Raw genomic sequence first — 14,992 nt, 5'->3', positions numbered from 1 at the left:
GACAGCGTGGCCCGGTCGATCTGCAAGATCTTCTCGCTGGATCCGTGTCCGTGGCAGCCCCATCCCAGGAACCCCCGCCGGAGGCGCTGCCGTGCAACACCGAGGAGATGATCTCCGAGCACAACAACAACGTGCAGATCATCTTCTACAGCGACAAGGACAAGCGGCGTTCCATCCTGACGCGGCGGTCCAACGGGGAGATCTGGGAGACCACCGGCACCGACTCCAAGAACGGGTTCGTCATCGAGGCCGGCATCGGGTTCACCCTCAAGGGCAAGGGCGCCGGCATCGCGGGCGGCGGCGGGATGGACTGGGGCGCGCACTCGTCCACCACCTGGAAGTTCAAGAACGCCGCGCAGCGCGACGCCTTCAACGAGGCCGTGACCGCGGAGGGCAGGCGGCTGCTGTCGACCAAGGGCATCGACGCGCTGGGCGAGCTGAAGGAACTGCCCTTCAAGGTCGCCGACCGGATGGGGATCCCGTACTCGACGTACTACGGCGAGAGCACCGCCGGATACGTGAAGGTGGACGGCTCGTTCGCCATCGTGTCGGGCGGCGGCAAGTACGAGAACGCGTCGGAGATCGGCACGACCCGCAACAGCGACGGCACGTCCATCAAGAGCTACAAGACCAACGAGACCTACGGCATCAACGGCGCGGTCGGCATCGTGATCGCCGAGGCGGGTGCGCAGAAGGACTGGGCCAACGGGACGATCATCTCGATCGTCTACGACAGGAACGGCCGTCCGACCAAGGCGATCCTCACCTCCGACACGGGCAGTAGCTGGGACGCCAGCGTGGACGTGGGCAAGACCTGGTCCCCCGACCGCAAGAAGAACGGCCCGCCCGATCCCGACGGCAACCCCACCGACGACGGGGGACCGCAGGGCACCAAGGGCGGCGGCGGCAAGTGGACCTTGTGGAAGGACGGGGGCGGCGGCCAGTCCACGACCCAGATCCACATCCCGCTGGCCAACGACCCGTTCGCCCAGCGCGTCGTGGACGGGCTGCTCAACCCGTCCAAGGCGGTCGACGGGACCTATCCCGGCGGCATGCAAGGGCTCGCCGACGACTTCGGCGACCTGGTGACGGACAAGGGCACGATCTACAACATGAACTACGACCGTGAGTACTCCAAGGACGGCTTCGACGTGTCCGGATCGTTCGGGGTGAAGCTGGGGGCCTTCGAGGTCTCCTCCGAGCAGACCCAGCTGACCCTCCGCGACGCGGCGATCGTCGATGCCAGAACGGGGGAGCGGAAACCATGGAGCGGGTGCAGGCCGTGACCTCCTTCCCGCGCGGAACGGCGCGCCCCTGCTCCCGGCCGATGAGGGCGATACGGGGCGTAAGGCGGGTCCGGGTCCTCGCCTGCGGTGCCGCATTGCTGGCGGTCACGGCGCTGACGGTCGCGGGCTGCGGAGGCGAAGGCGGCGGGGGCGACGAGCCCGGGGCCGGCGCGGGCTCCCACAGGGCGTCCCAGACCTCCCCGGCCAGTCCGGAGGCGGGCGTGCGGCTCGCGACCTACCGGGGCCAGGGGTTCACCGTCGGCTACCCGGAGGGCTGGACGAAGGTCCCCGGCCACACCGTGGTGCCGAAGGCGGCGTTCGAGGTGGGCGTGAGCAGCCGGGACGGCACGACGATGCAGTCGTCCTTCGACGTGCTCGTGAACGAGGACCTCCCGTTCCCGCTCGCCCGGATCACCGACGACTTCGTGGCGTTCAGCCGCGCGTCCGATGCGTTCCGGCTGCTGGGCAGGCAGCGGATCGAGCTGGACGGCGCCGAGGGCTGGGAGGTCCGCAAGGCGTACCGGAGTCCGGAAGGGCTGGACCTGCGCCAGGTCGACCTGTTCACCAAGACGCCCCAGGGCCGGGTGGTCGACATCCGGATGATCTTCACCGCCTCCCGGTACGAGGCATCGCAGGGGCTGGTCTCGTCCGTCCGCTCGTCCTTCAGGTTCGTGTGATGAACGCCTACGGCCTGCCCACGGGCGTCCGCCGCCACGGGCGGATCACGACCGTGCCGGGCGGCCCGCTGCCGGGCTGCCTGGCCGCCCTCGCCCTGCTGTTCAGCGCGCAGGCGGGGATCCGATGGGGGCTGGGCATCCCCGGCCTGGGCGGGATCCGGACCGTGAACGACGAGGTGATCGCCGCCACCGCGCCGCTGCTGCTCCAGGCCGTCCTGCTGGCCACCGCGGTCGGCGCGTACCTGGCGGTGAGCGCGGACGACCGCCGGGACGGCGTGGTCACCGAGACGAGCCAGCGGGCGGTGGTCGCGACGGTGCTGGTCTGCGTGGTGCTGCTGCCGTTGCTGGCCGGGCGCCCGATGCTCGGCGTCCCGCGCTCGACCGGCCTGCTCCTGCCCGTCCTGGCGGCGGAGGTCGCGGTCGGAGCCGGTGTCGCCCTCGGCTACGCCGCCGTCCGCCGCTCCGTCCTGGTGCCGCCGATGGTGGCGGCGGCGCTGGCGCTGCTGTTCGCCCTGTCGGCGCGGACGGTCCTGGCCCAGGCGCTGCTGTCGGACGCGGCCGTCACCTCCTCGCAGATCGGGCTGGCCGGCGCCGCGCGCGCCGCCGCCGACCTGCGGACCTGGACGCCCCGCGCGCACGCGGTCGCCGCCATGGCGGCCGTCGCGGCGACCATCGCGTTCCTGCCGTCCATGGCGAACCGGCCGTCGGCCTGGGCGGCCGCCGCCTGCGGGCCGCCGCTCCTGGCGGCGGTGGCGCTGCCGTCCGTGCTGTTCGGCGGGGGCTTCGACCGGGTGGTGCCGGACGGTGCCGGTCTTGTGCTCTGGACACTGGGAGGTGCCGCGGCCGGGTGTGTGCTCGCCCTGCCCCTTGCCCACGTTCTCAATCGGAGGTGGTCTCGCTGAACGCCTACGTGGAGCGCTATCGGGGATCGCTGCCGGCGCGGCTGCTGCTGGCCGGGGGCCTGCTGGTGGTCCTGCCCTGGGGCAACTGGGAACGGCTGAACGCGTCCGATGAGACGTCCGTGCTCGGTGGGCCGGAGCGCGGTCCGCTCGACACGCTGTCAGCGGTGCTGTCGGTTCCGGCCGTGGTGCTCGGTGTCCTGCTGATCATCGGCGCCTTTGTCCAGATCGTCTGGACGGTCCGGCGCCGCGTCGCGTTCGCCGCCGACCAGCACGGCCTCTACCTCGGTCCCGGCCTGCTGCCGCCCGCCGGGTCGCGCCGCCTCCCCTGGAACGAGGTGTCGCGGGTGCAGCTCCGCCGTGTCCAGGGCGTCCGCTCGGGAGCGGGCGCGGCGGCCACCTGGAACCGCCTGATCGTGCACGGCCCGTCGGGGCGCCGCCGGCTCGCCGCCCGCCTGGTCGACGGCTGGCGACTGGACCCTCGGAAGCTGTCCGCGGCCGTCGCCCGGCTGGCACCGGACGTGCGGGTCGACCGCTAGGGCCTGGCCTCACTTGCAGGGGTTGCGGTCCGCCTTGACGCCCTTGATGTTCGTGATGGGCGGGGGCGCCATCCGAACGCCCGGTTTGCCGATGATCAGCCGCACGCCGTCCGCCGGGGCCTTGGCGTCCGGGGTGAGCAGCGCGTCGGGAACGGCCCGCGCCAGCGCCGTCGCCTGGGCCTCCGCGGCGGCGGAATGGGTGATGCGGCTCTCCCCGGCGTCCGGTGCCTTCGCGACCTTGCCGACCACGATGAAGCCGCGCCGCTTGAGCTGGGTGACGATCCGCCGGACGAGCGTGTCCGGGGCGCCGGCGTCCACGACGGTGACCTTCACCTTGTCCGGAGGCGGCGGCTGCTGCTCGGCGACGGGCTTCGCCGGCTCCGCCGGCAGGTCGTTGTCGCGCTTGATGGCGTCGAAGAGCGGCCCGGCCTGGTCGGCGTCCCACTGGACGCGGTTGGGGTCAGGCCCGTACCGCTTCACCGGGACGGTGACGAAGCGGACCTGGCCCGCGCTCATGCCCCGCAGCCCCTCGGCCAGCTTCAGCATGGCGCCCCGGTCCAGCTCGTCATCGGTCGTGATCGACTTGGACACGGCCTTGAGGAACTTGTAGGTCTTGGCCGGGTCGGTCAGCACCTCGCTGCTGGTGGCCTTGTTGACGACCGACGCCATGAACTTCTGCTGGCGTTCGATGCGTTCGAGGTCGGAGCCGTTGCCGAGGGAGTAGCGGGCGCGCACGTAGCCGAGGGCGTCCTCGCCCTTGACGGTCTGCTTCCCCGCCTTGAGGTACAGCTCGGCGCGGGGGTCGTTCACCGCACGGTCGACGCAGATCTCCACCCCGTCCAGGGCGTCCACCATCCGTTTGAACCCGGTGAAGTCGACCTGGACGAAATGGTCGATGTGGATGCCGGTGAGCGATTCCAGGGTCTTCCACGTGCAGGTCGGCCCCGCGAAGGCGAACGCGGTGTTCAGCATCCCGAACCGTCCTGGAACGGTCCCGCCCTTCTCCTTCTTGCATTCGGGGATGCGCACCATCGAGTCGCGGGGGAAGCTGACGCCGACCGCCTGATCCCGGTTGGGCGACAGGTGCAGCAGGATCGTGGTGTCGGATCGCGCGCCCGACATGCCGGCGGCGGCGCCGTACCGCGCGTTCGCGCCGTCCCGGCTGTCGGATCCGATGAGCAGAATGTTCAGCGACTTGTTGAGCTTCGGCGGACGGTTGACGCCCAGTTGCCCCTCGGCTTCCTTCTGCTCGATCCCGCCCATGATGTCGTGGTACAGCGCGACCGCTCCCGCACCGGTGAGCAGCACGAGGACGGCCAGACCGGCCACCGTCCGCCGCAGGATCCGCTGCCGCCGGGAGCGGACCTTCCGCTGCCGCTTACGCCTCTTCCGGCCGGTGCCGTCCTGGTCCGCGGAAGCCTCGTCCGCGGAAGCCTCGTCCGCAGGTGCGTCGGCGTCGGGAGCCTCGGTCTCAAGGGCTTCGGGCTTGTCCGCGGCGGCGGCCTCGTCCTGGGCGGCTTTGGGCTCGTCCGGGACGGCTTTCGGCTCGTCATCGTCCTGGGTGCGGGTGGCGTCGGCCGCCGAGGCGTCCTCCTCGTTCTTCGGCCCGGCTTCACCGCCGGCCGCATCGGAAGGGGCGGTGGACGTTTCCCCGTCACCAGGAGCGCCGGTGTGCTCTGGGAGGTCTTCGCGGCGGGGCTCGTTCTCGCTCATCCGATCCTGTCTCGCACGGGCCCTGTCCAGGGCTGTGTCGGGCGTCGATACCGTGAATGGTCGCGCCGTTCACTAGTTGGATGCCTGATCACCTTCAGACGTTGCCACACATGACCCGATTCGCGCGGTGTGATGTGTGCTGTGTGCTCGTTCAATTCCGCTCCGTGACCGGCCGCCGGCGCCATCGGGAACATAAAACCCGGTTATCCCCCGCCCTCTCAAAGGGGCCGGGAATCACGGCCCCACTGACCTGTGAACTGTGATGCCGCTGTGGCGGGGAGTGCGATGAAGGGGCGGCTGGTAAGGGTCTCCGCTCACGCGGGCGTGAACTTCGTCGACTTATGCCAATGGGCATTGGCCGGCCGGTGCGATATTCGCGCTCCGCCTTCAGGCGGTACCGATTCGGACACGGACCGGGTTCGGTTTTCGTACGATCGGTGCCGTGAGCGCTGGATGGATCGTCGGCGGGCGGTTCACCATGCTCGACAGGATCGGGGCGGGCGGGTCGGGCCGCGTATGGCGGGCCTATGACCAGCACAGACAGCGGTACTGCGCGGCGAAGCTGGTGCGCGGCTCCGGGCGGACGGCCATGCTGCGCGTGGTTCGCGAGCGGGCGATCCGGTTCGCCCATCCGCATGTGGTGACCCCGTACGCCTGGTACCCCGCCGACGATGACGTGCTCCTGGCGATGGAGCTGGTCAGGGGCGGCTCGGTGGAGACACTGCTGGGCGACTACGGGGTCCTGCCGCCCGCGTACGCCGCCGAGGTGCTCGACCAGTTGCTGTCGGCGTTGGGCCACATCCATTCCGCCGGGGTCGTCCACAGGGACGTGAAGCCCGCCAATCTCCTGCTGGAGCCGAGCCCCGTCGGCGCGCCGCACATCCGTGTCGCCGACTTCGGGATCGCTCTCAGCGACGACGGGATGCGCCTCACGACGACCGGGTTCACGGTCGGAACGCCCGGCTATCTCGCACCCGAAGTCCTGGACCGGGACCAGTCCGGCCCCGCCCAGGACCTGTACGCCGCGGGCATGGTCGGCTGGCGCCTGCTGACGGGCGCGGGGGATCCCGAGCCCAGGCAGCGCCTGGGGCCGGCCCCGCCTCCCGGCGTACCGCAGCGGCTCTGGGACGTCGTCGAGCACCTGTGCGCCCCCGACCCGCGCGACCGTACCCCGACCGCGGAGGACGCCCGGCGCGAGCTGGCGGGCTGCGGGCTCGCCATCGAGCTGCCCGCCCGCACGCGGGACGGCGAGCCATTGCAGATCTTCGACCACCTGGGCCCGCCCTGACATCCCGGCCGGTCGGCGTGCCGGGTCACCGGCGGAAGACGTGGAGGTCGGCGACCACAGGGAGGTGGTCCGAGGCGGAGGCCGCCGCGACGTGGACGGCCTCGACCTCGACCGAACGCGAGACCGCGATGTAGTCGATGCGGAGCGCCGGGGACGTGGCCGGGTAGGTCATACCACCGGCGCTGGGTTCCCTGGCCGTCCAGGCGTCGTTGAGGGTCTTCCAGAGGGGCGCGAGCTCGGCGGCGTCCGGGCGCGCGTTGAAGTCCCCGACGAGCACCTGCGGGGCGGAGCGGTGCCCGCGGCCGTCCTCGGCCAGGATCTTGAGGGTGTCGTCCACCTGCATCTGCCGGACCGCCGGGTCCTCGCGGTAGTCGAGGTGCGTGGAGTAGACGTGGACACGGGCGCCGCGCGCGTTGATCACGACCTCCTGGAGGCCGGGGGCCGGTTCCGGCCGCGGGTCGGGGACCTGCGTGGACAGCCGGGTGATCTCGTGGTTGCGGGACGCCACGATCGGATACCGCGACAGGATGGCGTTCCCGTACCGGCGGCGTGGCGCGCCCTCGGCGGGCGGGTCGAGGTCGTAGATGGGGCCGAAGCGCACCGACATGCCGGTGGCGCGGGCCAGGTCACCGGCGAGGTCGCGCCACTGGCTGCGGGCGGACCAGTGGACGTCGACCTCCTGGAGCCCGATGACGTCCGCGCCCAGTGCCCTAATGGCGGCGGTCAGGCGTGCGAAGTCGAAGCGCCCGTCCGTCCCGGTGCCGGCATGGATGTTGTAGGACGCGACGCGCAAACGGACGCCGTTACCGCGTGCAGCGGTCGTGACCGCCGGGGTGGTCAAGGCGCGGACGTGCGACACCGCCGCGAGTGACAGCAGCATGAGGAGCGCGGTCAGCGCGGTGGCGAGGATGCCGTGGTGCCCGCGAGCCCCCGGGCCGGACGGGGCTTGCATGAGGAGGGAGGCTCGGCACGTCGGGCGGCCGCAACCCGGACAACAGGCATCGCGACGATGCCGACCCGCCGAACCCTGAGCTCCGAGCCCGTCCGCATTCCCGGCGACCACCTTTCGCTAGGCACACGCCTATACGCGTGCCGCCGGCCACAGGCCGTAGACCGATGTCACGTACGCACACCCCCGCGCACCCCGTGAGACCATCATGCACAGCCCCGTCCGTGACACAAATGCCCTATTTGATCATATTTGCGGTGAATTGGGGCTAGCCGCGTGGTGATTCCGGCGGACCGTTGCCCCCGGGCGCCACTCGTGCGCCACCCGCCCCGATCGGGTGGGGTCAGGACGGTCTGGCGGAGATCACCACACGGCGGTTCTTGGCCCGGCCCTCGGGGTTGTCGGCCCCCGTGGCGGTGGTGTTGGCGGCGACCGGTTTGGTCTCGCCGTAGCCGGTGGCCTTGAGACGGCCGCGATCGATGCCGCCCTTGGTGGCGAGCCAGTCGACGATGGCGCGGGCGCGCTGCTCGGAGAGACGCTGGTTGGACGGGTGGTCGCCCTTGGCGTCGGTGTGGCCGTCGACCTGGATGGGCGCGTCGCCGGGGACCTCGCTCTTGAGGGAGGCGGCGATGCGCTGGAGTTCTGCGGCGGCGGCCGGCTTGATGTCGGAGCGGCCGAAGTCGAACAGCACGTCGGCCTCGACGTTGTAGGCGATGGAGCCGTCCCCGCCCTTGAGCACCTGGCCCCGGCCGGCGGTGTACGCCTTGAGGGAGGCCGCGGGGACGCTGACCGGCGGGATGCTCACGGCGGGGACGCTCACGGCCGGAACGCGCACCGCCGGGATGCACTGGTCGTCGTCGTTGCAGGCGCTCGGCCGGTAGCCGGATGCACGGTAGGCCGACGCCCGGTAGACCGAGGACCGGTAGGCAGAAGCGCGGTAGACCGAGGCGACGTACTCCCCTTCTTCGGACGGCTTGCTCTGGCAGACCTCGTCCACATGGACGGCGTCGACGGAGACCGGGGCGATGGTGACGGCGTCGATGCGCACCGGGTCTACCTTGACGCCACCGGCGTCCACCCCGGGGATCTCGTAGCCGGGGAGGGTCACTTCAGGGATGGTGACGCCCGGGATGTCGACGGCGCTGAGGCAGCCGCCGGGCGCGGGCTTGATGTCCACGCACTGCGCTGGGATGCGCCGGGCGGGGATGTCGATCCCCGGAATGGTGGCCCCGGGGACCTTCTCCCCGCCGATGGTGGCCTCGGGGATGCGTTGCGGCTCGGTGTGCACCGCCGGGATCTCCACGGCCTTGATCAGCTTGCCCCCGTTCGGGCAGGAGGTGGGCTCGGGTCCAGTGGGGGACGAGGAGGGCATGGAGGGCATGGAGGGCGTGGAGCCCGCGCGCGCCGGGCCGCCGCCTCCGGGCGGGTCGCCGCCGTTGCCGACGCACGCGGTGGTGGTCAGCAGGACGGCGCTGAGCGTGGCGGTGGCGATGGCGGTGAGGACTCTGGTGGTCGGCCTCCCGTGCTCGCCGGCGATCCCGGTCGTCGTTCGCCTGATGTCCATGTGCGCGATCCCCTCGACTCGCGTGGCCCCGGTGGGCCGGTTCGTCACACGTGCAAAAGCGCGCCCCCGTGGCACCATGGAAGGTGCCGAGCGCGTGTGCAGTCGAGAAGATAGTGTTTGCACTTGCGAACAGTCAAGGGGGTTGCGACGTGGGCGTCGCCGAGGACACCGTTGCCCGGAACCGGGCGTTGCAGACCGAGTGGTACGGCGAGCCGCTGGGGGAGCGTTTCCGCAGGCTGCTCGACCGGCTGGGCCTGTCGCAGTCCGGGCTGGCGGGCGTGCTGGGCCTGTCGGCGCCGATGCTCTCCCAGCTCATGTCCGCCCAGCGGGCCAAGATCAGCAACCCCTCGGTGCTGCATCGCCTGGCGGCGGTCGAGGAGCTCGCGGCCGACCCCGGATTCGACGCGCTCTCGCCGGCGGACGTGAAGGAGCGCCTGCGCCGGATACGGGGTGAGACCGCGGCGACCACCTCGGGCGGCGTCCGGGTGTCCAGCGAGCGCGTCCCCGTGGAGTCGCCGGCGCGCGTGTTGCAGTCGCTGCTGCGCGCGGTCGCGTCCGCGAACGAGATCGAGGGCGCCGCCGAGCTGATCGACGCCTACTACCCGGAGCTGGCCGAGGTCCTGCGCGTGTACGGGAACGGCCGCACCAGCGAAGCCGAGGACCACCTCGCCCGCACCCTTGGCCGCTGACGTCCGCCGACCGCCGCCCGCGCTCTTGGCGCCACCGTTTCCGGATGCCCAACGCCCGGAGCGCCATTGGCCGCATTTTCCGGTTCCGTCGGTCGAGGGCGCTCAGTCACCCCATGCCCTCAGGCGCTTGTGTCGATTCCGCGGGGCCATAGCGACTGGTTATGGGTCGTGCCGCCGCGCGCCGTGGTAGAAGGAAGGCATAGCCTGTGGTCAGGCTCACATGAGGGCCTGCCTGTTATGTATGTCACAGCCCCCAGTGGGTGGCGTAAAGTCGCTTCGCTGGAAACGCACACGTTACGTCACCGCCCGCGTGCGCCCTCCGCGCCGGCGTCGCGACACGGCGCGGGGGCCTCGGGGACGGCGGGCCGCCGGATGTGCGTCCACCCGTGGTACGGGACCGAAGACCCGAGCTCAGGAGAGCGAACGATGAGCACTGTGGAGGCGCCGGCCAAAGCGCGCGCCCAGATCAAGGAACGCACCCTCCGCAAGGACAACTGGCGGATCTATCCCCTCTCCATGGTGGTGATCTTCACGGTATGGGTGGTGTACGCGACGGTGCGGGCGTTCTGGGGCGCCGCCTTCTACGTCCCCGAGTACCACTACCTGACGCCGTTCTACTCGCCATGTGTCAACGAGATCTGTGGTGACGCGGCCGAGTTCGGGACGTTCCTGCCGGCCGGGACCAAGGGCTGGATCCCGTTCGCGGCGGTGTCGCTGCCGTTCCTGCTGCTGTTCCGGCTGACCTGCTACTACTACCGCAAGGCTTACTACCGTTCGTACTGGGCGTCGCCGCCCGCGTGCGCCGTCCAGGAGCCGCACAAGAAGTACACAGGCGAACGGCGGTTCCCCCTGATCGGGCAGAACCTGCACCGGTACTTCTGGCTGGCCGCCGTGCTCATCTCGCTGATCAACACCTATGACGCGATCCGCGCGTTCCGCGGCGCGGACGGCGGGTTCGGGATCGGGCTCGGCACGGTGATCCTGGTCGTCAACGTGATCCTGTTGTGGGCGTACACGCTGTCGTGCCACTCCTGCCGGCACGTCGTCGGCGGGCGGCTGAAGAACTTCTCCAAGCACCCCTTCAGGTACTGGATGTGGGGCCGGATCTCCAAGCTCAACGAGAGGCACGGCGCGTACGCCCTCATCACGCTGGGCTCGCTGGTGGTGGCCGACCTCTACGTCGCGCTGGTCGCCAGCGACACCATTTCCGACCTGCGAATCTTCAACTGAGGGGGCCTGTAGATCATGACCGGGATCGAGAGGCACACCTACGACGTCGTCGTGATCGGCGCCGGTGGCGCGGGCCTGCGCGCGGCGATCGAGTCGCGGCTGCAGGGCAAGAAGACCGCGATCATCTCCAAGTCGCTGTTCGGCAAGGCGCACACGGTGATGGCCGAAGGCGGCGCCGCCGCGGCGATGGGGAACGTCAACCCCAACGACAACTGGAAAGTGCACTTCCGCGACACCATGCGCGGCGGCAAGTTCCTCAACAACTGGCGAATGGCCGAGCTGCACGCCAAGGAGGCCCCGGACCGGGTCTGGGAGCTGGAGCACTGGGGAGCGCTGTTCGACCGCACCAAGGACGGCAAGATCAGCCAGCGTAATTTCGGCGGGCACGAGTACCCCCGGCTGGCGCACGTCGGCGACCGTACCGGGCTGGAGCTGATCCGCACCGCGCAGCAGAAGATCGTCGCGCTGCAGCAGGAGGACCACAAGGAGACCGGCGACTACGAGTCGCGCATCAAGGTGTGGGCGGAGACCACCGTCACCCGGCTGCTGCTCGACCCGTCGGGCAGGATCTGCGGCGCGTTCGCCTACGTCCGGGAGACCGGCAGATTCGTGGTGTTCGAGGCCCCCGCCGTGGTGCTGGCGACCGGCGGCATCGGCAAGGCGTTCAAGGTCACCTCCAACTCCTGGGAGTACACCGGAGACGGGCACGCCCTCGCGCTGCTGGCCGGCGGGACGCTGCTGAACATGGAGTTCGTCCAGTTCCACCCGACCGGCATGGTCTGGCCGCCGTCGGTCAAGGGCATCCTGGTGACCGAGTCGGTGCGCGGCGACCGCGGGATCCTCAAGAACTCCGAGGGCAAGCGGTTCATGTTCGACTACATCCCCGAGGTGTTCAAGAACCAGTACGCCACCACCGAGGAAGAGGCGGACCGCTGGTACGACGACCCCGACAACAACCGGCGTCCCCCGGAGCTGCTGCCGCGTGACGAGGTGGCGCGGGCCATCAACGCGGAGGTCAAGGCGGGCCGCGGATCGCCCGCCGGAGGCGTCTACCTGACCGTGGTCGACCGGATGCCCGGCGGCGCCGAGGAGATCAAGCGGCGGCTCCCGGCGATGCACCACCAGTTCAAGGAGCTGGCGGACGTCGATATCACCAAGGAGCCGATGGAGGTCGGCCCCACCTGCCACTACGTGATGGGCGGCGTGGAGGTCGACCCGGACACCGGCGCGGCCGTCGTCCCGGGACTGTTCGCGGCCGGGGAGTGCTCGGGCGGCATGCACGGCTCCAACCGGCTGGGCGGCAACTCGCTGACCGACCTGCTGGTGTTCGGCCGGCGCGCGGGCCTGGGCGCCGCCGAGTACGTGGACGGGCTGGAGGAGCGTCCCGCCGTACCGGACGAGGAGATCGAGCGCGCGACCGCCGAGGCCCTGGCTCCGCTCAAGCGCGAAGGCGGGGAGAACCCGTACGCCGTGCACGCCGAGCTCCAGCAGACCATGAACGACCTGGTCGGCATCATCCGCAAGGAGTCCGAGCTCAAGCAGGCGCTGGAGGCCCTGGACAAGCTGCGCGAGCGGGTCGCCAAGGTCAGCGTGGAACCGGTCGCCGCCGGTGACGGGCGCGGCTACCACCCCGGCTGGCACCTGGCCCTCGACCTGCGCAACATGCTGCTGGTCTCCGAGGCGATCGCGCGGGCCGCGCTGGAACGGCAGGAGAGCCGCGGCGGCCACACCCGCGACGACTACCCGCAGATGTCCGCGGAATGGCGGAAGGTCAACCTGGTCTGCCGGCTGGCGGGCGACCCCGACTCGCCCCGGATCGAGCTGAAGCGGCAGCCGATGGAACCCATGCGGGACGACCTGATCGCGCTGTTCGAGACCGACGAGCTGAAGAAGTACCTCACCGCCGACGAACTGCCCGCGGGGACCGCGGCCGCGACCGAACCCGCCGAGACCGAGGAGAAGGACGTATGAGCTACGACGCGAAGTTCCGGGTCTGGCGGGGCGACGCGGGCGAGGGCGAGCTGCACGACTACACCGTGGAGGTGAACGAGGGCGAGGTCGTCCTGGACATCATCCACAGGCTGCAGGCCACCCAGGCGCCCGACCTGGCCGTCCGCTGGAACTGCAAGGCCGGCAAGTGCGGGTCGTGCTCCGCGGAGATCAACGGCATGCCCCGGCTGATGTGCATGACCCGGATGTCGACCTTCGAGCCGGACGAGACCATCACGGTCACCCCGATCCGCACCTTCCCGGTGATCCGCGACCTGGTCACCGACGTCTCGTACAACTACGAGAAGGCGCGGCAGATCCCCTCGTTCGACCCGGGCGACACCAAGCCCGGCGACTTCCGGATGCAGCAGGTGGACGTCCAGCGGTCGCAGGAGTTCCGCAAGTGCATCGAGTGCTTCCTGTGCAACACCGTCTGCCACGTCATCCGTGACCACGAGGAGAACAAGCCCGGCTTCGCCGGACCGCGCTTCCTCATGCGGATCGCCGAGCTGGAGATGCACCCGGCCGACGAGGCCGACCGGCGCAACATCGCCCAGGAGGACCACGGGCTGGGCTTCTGCAACATCACCAAGTGCTGCACCGAGGTCTGCCCCGAGCACATCAAGATCACCGACAACGCGCTGATCCCGATGAAGGAACGGGTCGTCGGCCGCCGGTACGACCCGGTCGTGTGGCTCGGCAGCAAGCTCGGCATCGTCAAGAAGGGCCAGGACACCCCGTCCGCCTGAGAACCCCCGCCGGCCGCCGTCTTCAGCGCAGGACCGGCCGGCGGGACCCTCGCCTTTCCTGACGGGCCGGCGGGCGGCGTGCCCCCGTCGCCGCCGCCCGCCGCACCGCCGTTCCCCATGAACGCCATGACGCCACCGTGACCCCGGAAGCCCCAGGGGCGGCCTCACCACCGCACACGCCGGAATCACCCTCCCGCGGCACACGCCCTGCGAATAGGGAGAAGTTCACAGAACGCGTGATGGTTTCGTGATTCCGCTGCCCGTTACTGGACTCCGCGTCTCGTCTAGCGTTGACGCATGACCGCCCTCGAGCCTGGCTCCTTCTACGCCGAGCTCACCCCCGAGGAACGCCGTGACCTGGAGTCACGTGGCCGGTACCGCGACCTCGAACGCGGCGAGGTGCTCTTCCGCGAGGGCGAGGAGTCCACCTGGGTGGCCGTGCTGCTGACCGGCCGCGTCAAGGCGTACTCCGACCGGCTGGACGGCGGTGAGGCGCTGCTCGACGTGCGCGGCCCCGGAGCGCTGCTCGGCGAGGTCGCCGCGATCGACGGGCTACCGCGCTCGGCCACCGTCGCCACCCTCGAACCGGCCCGCCTGCTCGCGATCACCGCGGAGGAGTTCATGTCCTTCCTCGGCGCCCACGGCCGGGTCTCTGTCCTGATCATGAAGATGCTGTGCCGGCGCTGGCGGGAGGCCGACCGCCGCCGCCTCGAATTCGGCATGTTCGACGCCACGGGACGCGTCGCACAACGGCTCGTCGAACTGGCCGAACGCTTCGGCGTACCCTACGAACAAGGCGGCGGACGCGCCGCCACCCGCCCCAACGGCCCCACCAGGCCACCCCGCCCCGGCGACGCCAAACCCGACGGCACCAGCGTCCGGATCACCCTCCACCTCACACAGGAAGAACTCGCCGGCTGGGTCGGCGCATCCCGCGAAGCCGTCAGCAAAGCCCTCGGCACCCTCCGCCGCCACGGCTGGATCGAAACCGGCCGCCGCCGCGTCATCGTCCACGACCTCCAAGCCCTACGCCGCCACGCGAGGTAGTGTTTTTTGGCAACCGCAAGCTGCGCTCCTCGCCTTGGCGGCTCGTCGCTTGTTGCGGTTGCGGCGATCGCTGCATCGCTTCGACTCGCCCAGGGGCTCGCTCCGCGATCAGTTCCTCGCAGGCTCGGAACTGCCTTCGGTCGCGATCGCAACGCTTGGCCGCCGTTCGGGGTTGAGGTAACGGGCTGAGGTTGTTGCGAAAGGTGTTTATTGCAGGCGCGAGCTGCGCTGTGTTTATTGCAAGCACGAGCTGCGCTCCTCGCCTAATGGGTGTTGCTGGGTCGGTCGCTGGCAGACTCGGTGCCTGACAGCCACCGGTGGGTGAGTACTGGTTCTTCGCCTGGAGCGGGTGAGTCCTGACGCCAGATCGTGC

At 70.4% G+C, this 14,992-nt stretch carries 13 protein-coding genes; 10 read left to right on the top strand and 3 right to left on the bottom strand.

Annotated features, from left to right (window positions below; all coding sequences use genetic code 11):
• Positions 1-50: 50 nt before the first annotated feature.
• From QSK21_RS31675 to QSK21_RS31660, 4 genes are read left to right on the top strand one after another with little or no spacing between them, the layout of a single operon-like run.
• On the top strand, positions 51-1,286 hold the full coding sequence (locus tag QSK21_RS31675) for a hypothetical protein (protein WP_285701206.1): 1,236 nt from the start codon (positions 51-53) through the stop codon (positions 1,284-1,286).
• A complete protein-coding gene (locus tag QSK21_RS31670; protein ID WP_285701204.1) occupies positions 1,265-1,963 on the top strand; it encodes a hypothetical protein in 699 nt (232 codons plus the stop codon). The genes QSK21_RS31675 and QSK21_RS31670 overlap by 22 nt, the downstream gene beginning before the upstream one ends.
• The gene (locus tag QSK21_RS31665) at positions 1,963-2,865 is read left to right on the top strand and encodes a hypothetical protein (protein WP_285701203.1); all 903 of its coding nucleotides are present in this window, start codon (positions 1,963-1,965) and stop codon (positions 2,863-2,865) included. Before QSK21_RS31670 ends, QSK21_RS31665 begins: the two co-directional genes overlap by 1 nt.
• On the top strand, positions 2,853-3,401 hold the full coding sequence (locus tag QSK21_RS31660) for a hypothetical protein (RefSeq protein WP_285701202.1): 549 nt from the start codon (positions 2,853-2,855) through the stop codon (positions 3,399-3,401). The genes QSK21_RS31665 and QSK21_RS31660 overlap by 13 nt, the downstream gene beginning before the upstream one ends.
• Before the next feature lie 9 nt (positions 3,402-3,410).
• Here QSK21_RS31660 and QSK21_RS31655 read toward each other — a convergent pair whose 3' ends face one another.
• Positions 3,411-5,114, bottom strand: coding sequence for an LCP family protein (locus QSK21_RS31655; protein WP_285701201.1), 1,704 nt, complete (start codon positions 5,112-5,114; stop codon positions 3,411-3,413).
• Positions 5,115-5,556: 442 nt separating this feature from the next.
• Here QSK21_RS31655 and QSK21_RS31650 point away from each other — a divergent pair, with 442 nt between their 5' ends.
• Positions 5,557-6,402, top strand: coding sequence for a serine/threonine-protein kinase (locus QSK21_RS31650; protein WP_285701200.1), 846 nt, complete (start codon positions 5,557-5,559; stop codon positions 6,400-6,402).
• A 25-nt stretch (positions 6,403-6,427) separates the two neighbouring features.
• Here QSK21_RS31650 and QSK21_RS31645 read toward each other — a convergent pair whose 3' ends face one another.
• Both QSK21_RS31645 and QSK21_RS31640 read right to left on the bottom strand, forming a co-directional pair.
• Positions 6,428-7,354 carry an endonuclease/exonuclease/phosphatase family protein gene (locus QSK21_RS31645; protein WP_285701199.1) on the bottom strand — a complete coding sequence of 309 codons (927 nt, stop codon included), beginning with the start codon at positions 7,352-7,354 and terminating at the stop codon, positions 6,428-6,430.
• A gap of 340 nt (positions 7,355-7,694) precedes the next feature.
• Positions 7,695-8,915: an OmpA family protein gene (locus tag QSK21_RS31640; protein WP_285701198.1), complete on the bottom strand. Its 1,221-nt coding sequence runs from the start codon at positions 8,913-8,915 to the stop codon at positions 7,695-7,697.
• 149 nt (positions 8,916-9,064) lie between these two features.
• Here QSK21_RS31640 and QSK21_RS31635 point away from each other — a divergent pair, with 149 nt between their 5' ends.
• The 5 genes from QSK21_RS31635 to QSK21_RS31615 all read left to right on the top strand — a co-directional run bounded on the left by QSK21_RS31635 (position 9,065) and on the right by QSK21_RS31615 (position 14,619).
• Positions 9,065-9,604 carry a helix-turn-helix transcriptional regulator gene (locus tag QSK21_RS31635; RefSeq protein ID WP_285701197.1) on the top strand — a complete coding sequence of 180 codons (540 nt, stop codon included), beginning with the start codon at positions 9,065-9,067 and terminating at the stop codon, positions 9,602-9,604.
• Between the two features lie 426 nt (positions 9,605-10,030).
• Positions 10,031-10,834 carry a succinate dehydrogenase subunit SdhC gene (sdhC, locus tag QSK21_RS31630; protein WP_285701196.1) on the top strand — a complete coding sequence of 268 codons (804 nt, stop codon included), beginning with the start codon at positions 10,031-10,033 and terminating at the stop codon, positions 10,832-10,834.
• A gap of 15 nt (positions 10,835-10,849) precedes the next feature.
• The gene (locus QSK21_RS31625; protein WP_285701194.1) at positions 10,850-12,805 is read left to right on the top strand and encodes a fumarate reductase/succinate dehydrogenase flavoprotein subunit; all 1,956 of its coding nucleotides are present in this window, start codon (positions 10,850-10,852) and stop codon (positions 12,803-12,805) included.
• A complete protein-coding gene (locus tag QSK21_RS31620) occupies positions 12,802-13,572 on the top strand; it encodes a succinate dehydrogenase/fumarate reductase iron-sulfur subunit (RefSeq protein ID WP_285701193.1) in 771 nt (256 codons plus the stop codon). Before QSK21_RS31625 ends, QSK21_RS31620 begins: the two co-directional genes overlap by 4 nt.
• A 297-nt stretch (positions 13,573-13,869) precedes the next feature.
• Positions 13,870-14,619, top strand: a complete 750-nt coding sequence (locus QSK21_RS31615) for a Crp/Fnr family transcriptional regulator (protein WP_285701192.1) — start codon at positions 13,870-13,872, stop codon at positions 14,617-14,619.
• Positions 14,620-14,992: the final 373 nt, after the last annotated feature.

The sequence above is a fragment of the Actinomadura sp. NBRC 104412 genome (assembly GCF_030269515.1).
In the GTDB taxonomy this organism is placed as follows: domain Bacteria; phylum Actinomycetota; class Actinomycetes; order Streptosporangiales; family Streptosporangiaceae; genus Spirillospora.
Note: the sequence above shows the minus strand (reverse complement) of the source record. Positions and strands in the feature narration are given on the sequence as shown.

Coding starts and splice junctions, on each gene's coding strand:
- QSK21_RS31670 (WP_285701204.1), top strand. CDS start 1,265: ATGGAGCGGGTGCAGGCCGTGACCTCCTTCCCGCGCGGAACGGCGCGC.
- QSK21_RS31665 (WP_285701203.1), top strand. CDS start 1,963: ATGAACGCCTACGGCCTGCCCACGGGCGTCCGCCGCCACGGGCGGATC.
- QSK21_RS31655 (WP_285701201.1), bottom strand. CDS start 5,114: ATGAGCGAGAACGAGCCCCGCCGCGAAGACCTCCCAGAGCACACCGGC.
- QSK21_RS31645 (WP_285701199.1), bottom strand. CDS start 7,354: ATGCAAGCCCCGTCCGGCCCGGGGGCTCGCGGGCACCACGGCATCCTC.
- QSK21_RS31640 (WP_285701198.1), bottom strand. CDS start 8,915: ATGGACATCAGGCGAACGACGACCGGGATCGCCGGCGAGCACGGGAGG.
- sdhC (WP_285701196.1), top strand. CDS start 10,031: ATGAGCACTGTGGAGGCGCCGGCCAAAGCGCGCGCCCAGATCAAGGAA.
- QSK21_RS31625 (WP_285701194.1), top strand. CDS start 10,850: ATGACCGGGATCGAGAGGCACACCTACGACGTCGTCGTGATCGGCGCC.
- QSK21_RS31620 (WP_285701193.1), top strand. CDS start 12,802: ATGAGCTACGACGCGAAGTTCCGGGTCTGGCGGGGCGACGCGGGCGAG.
- QSK21_RS31615 (WP_285701192.1), top strand. CDS start 13,870: ATGACCGCCCTCGAGCCTGGCTCCTTCTACGCCGAGCTCACCCCCGAG.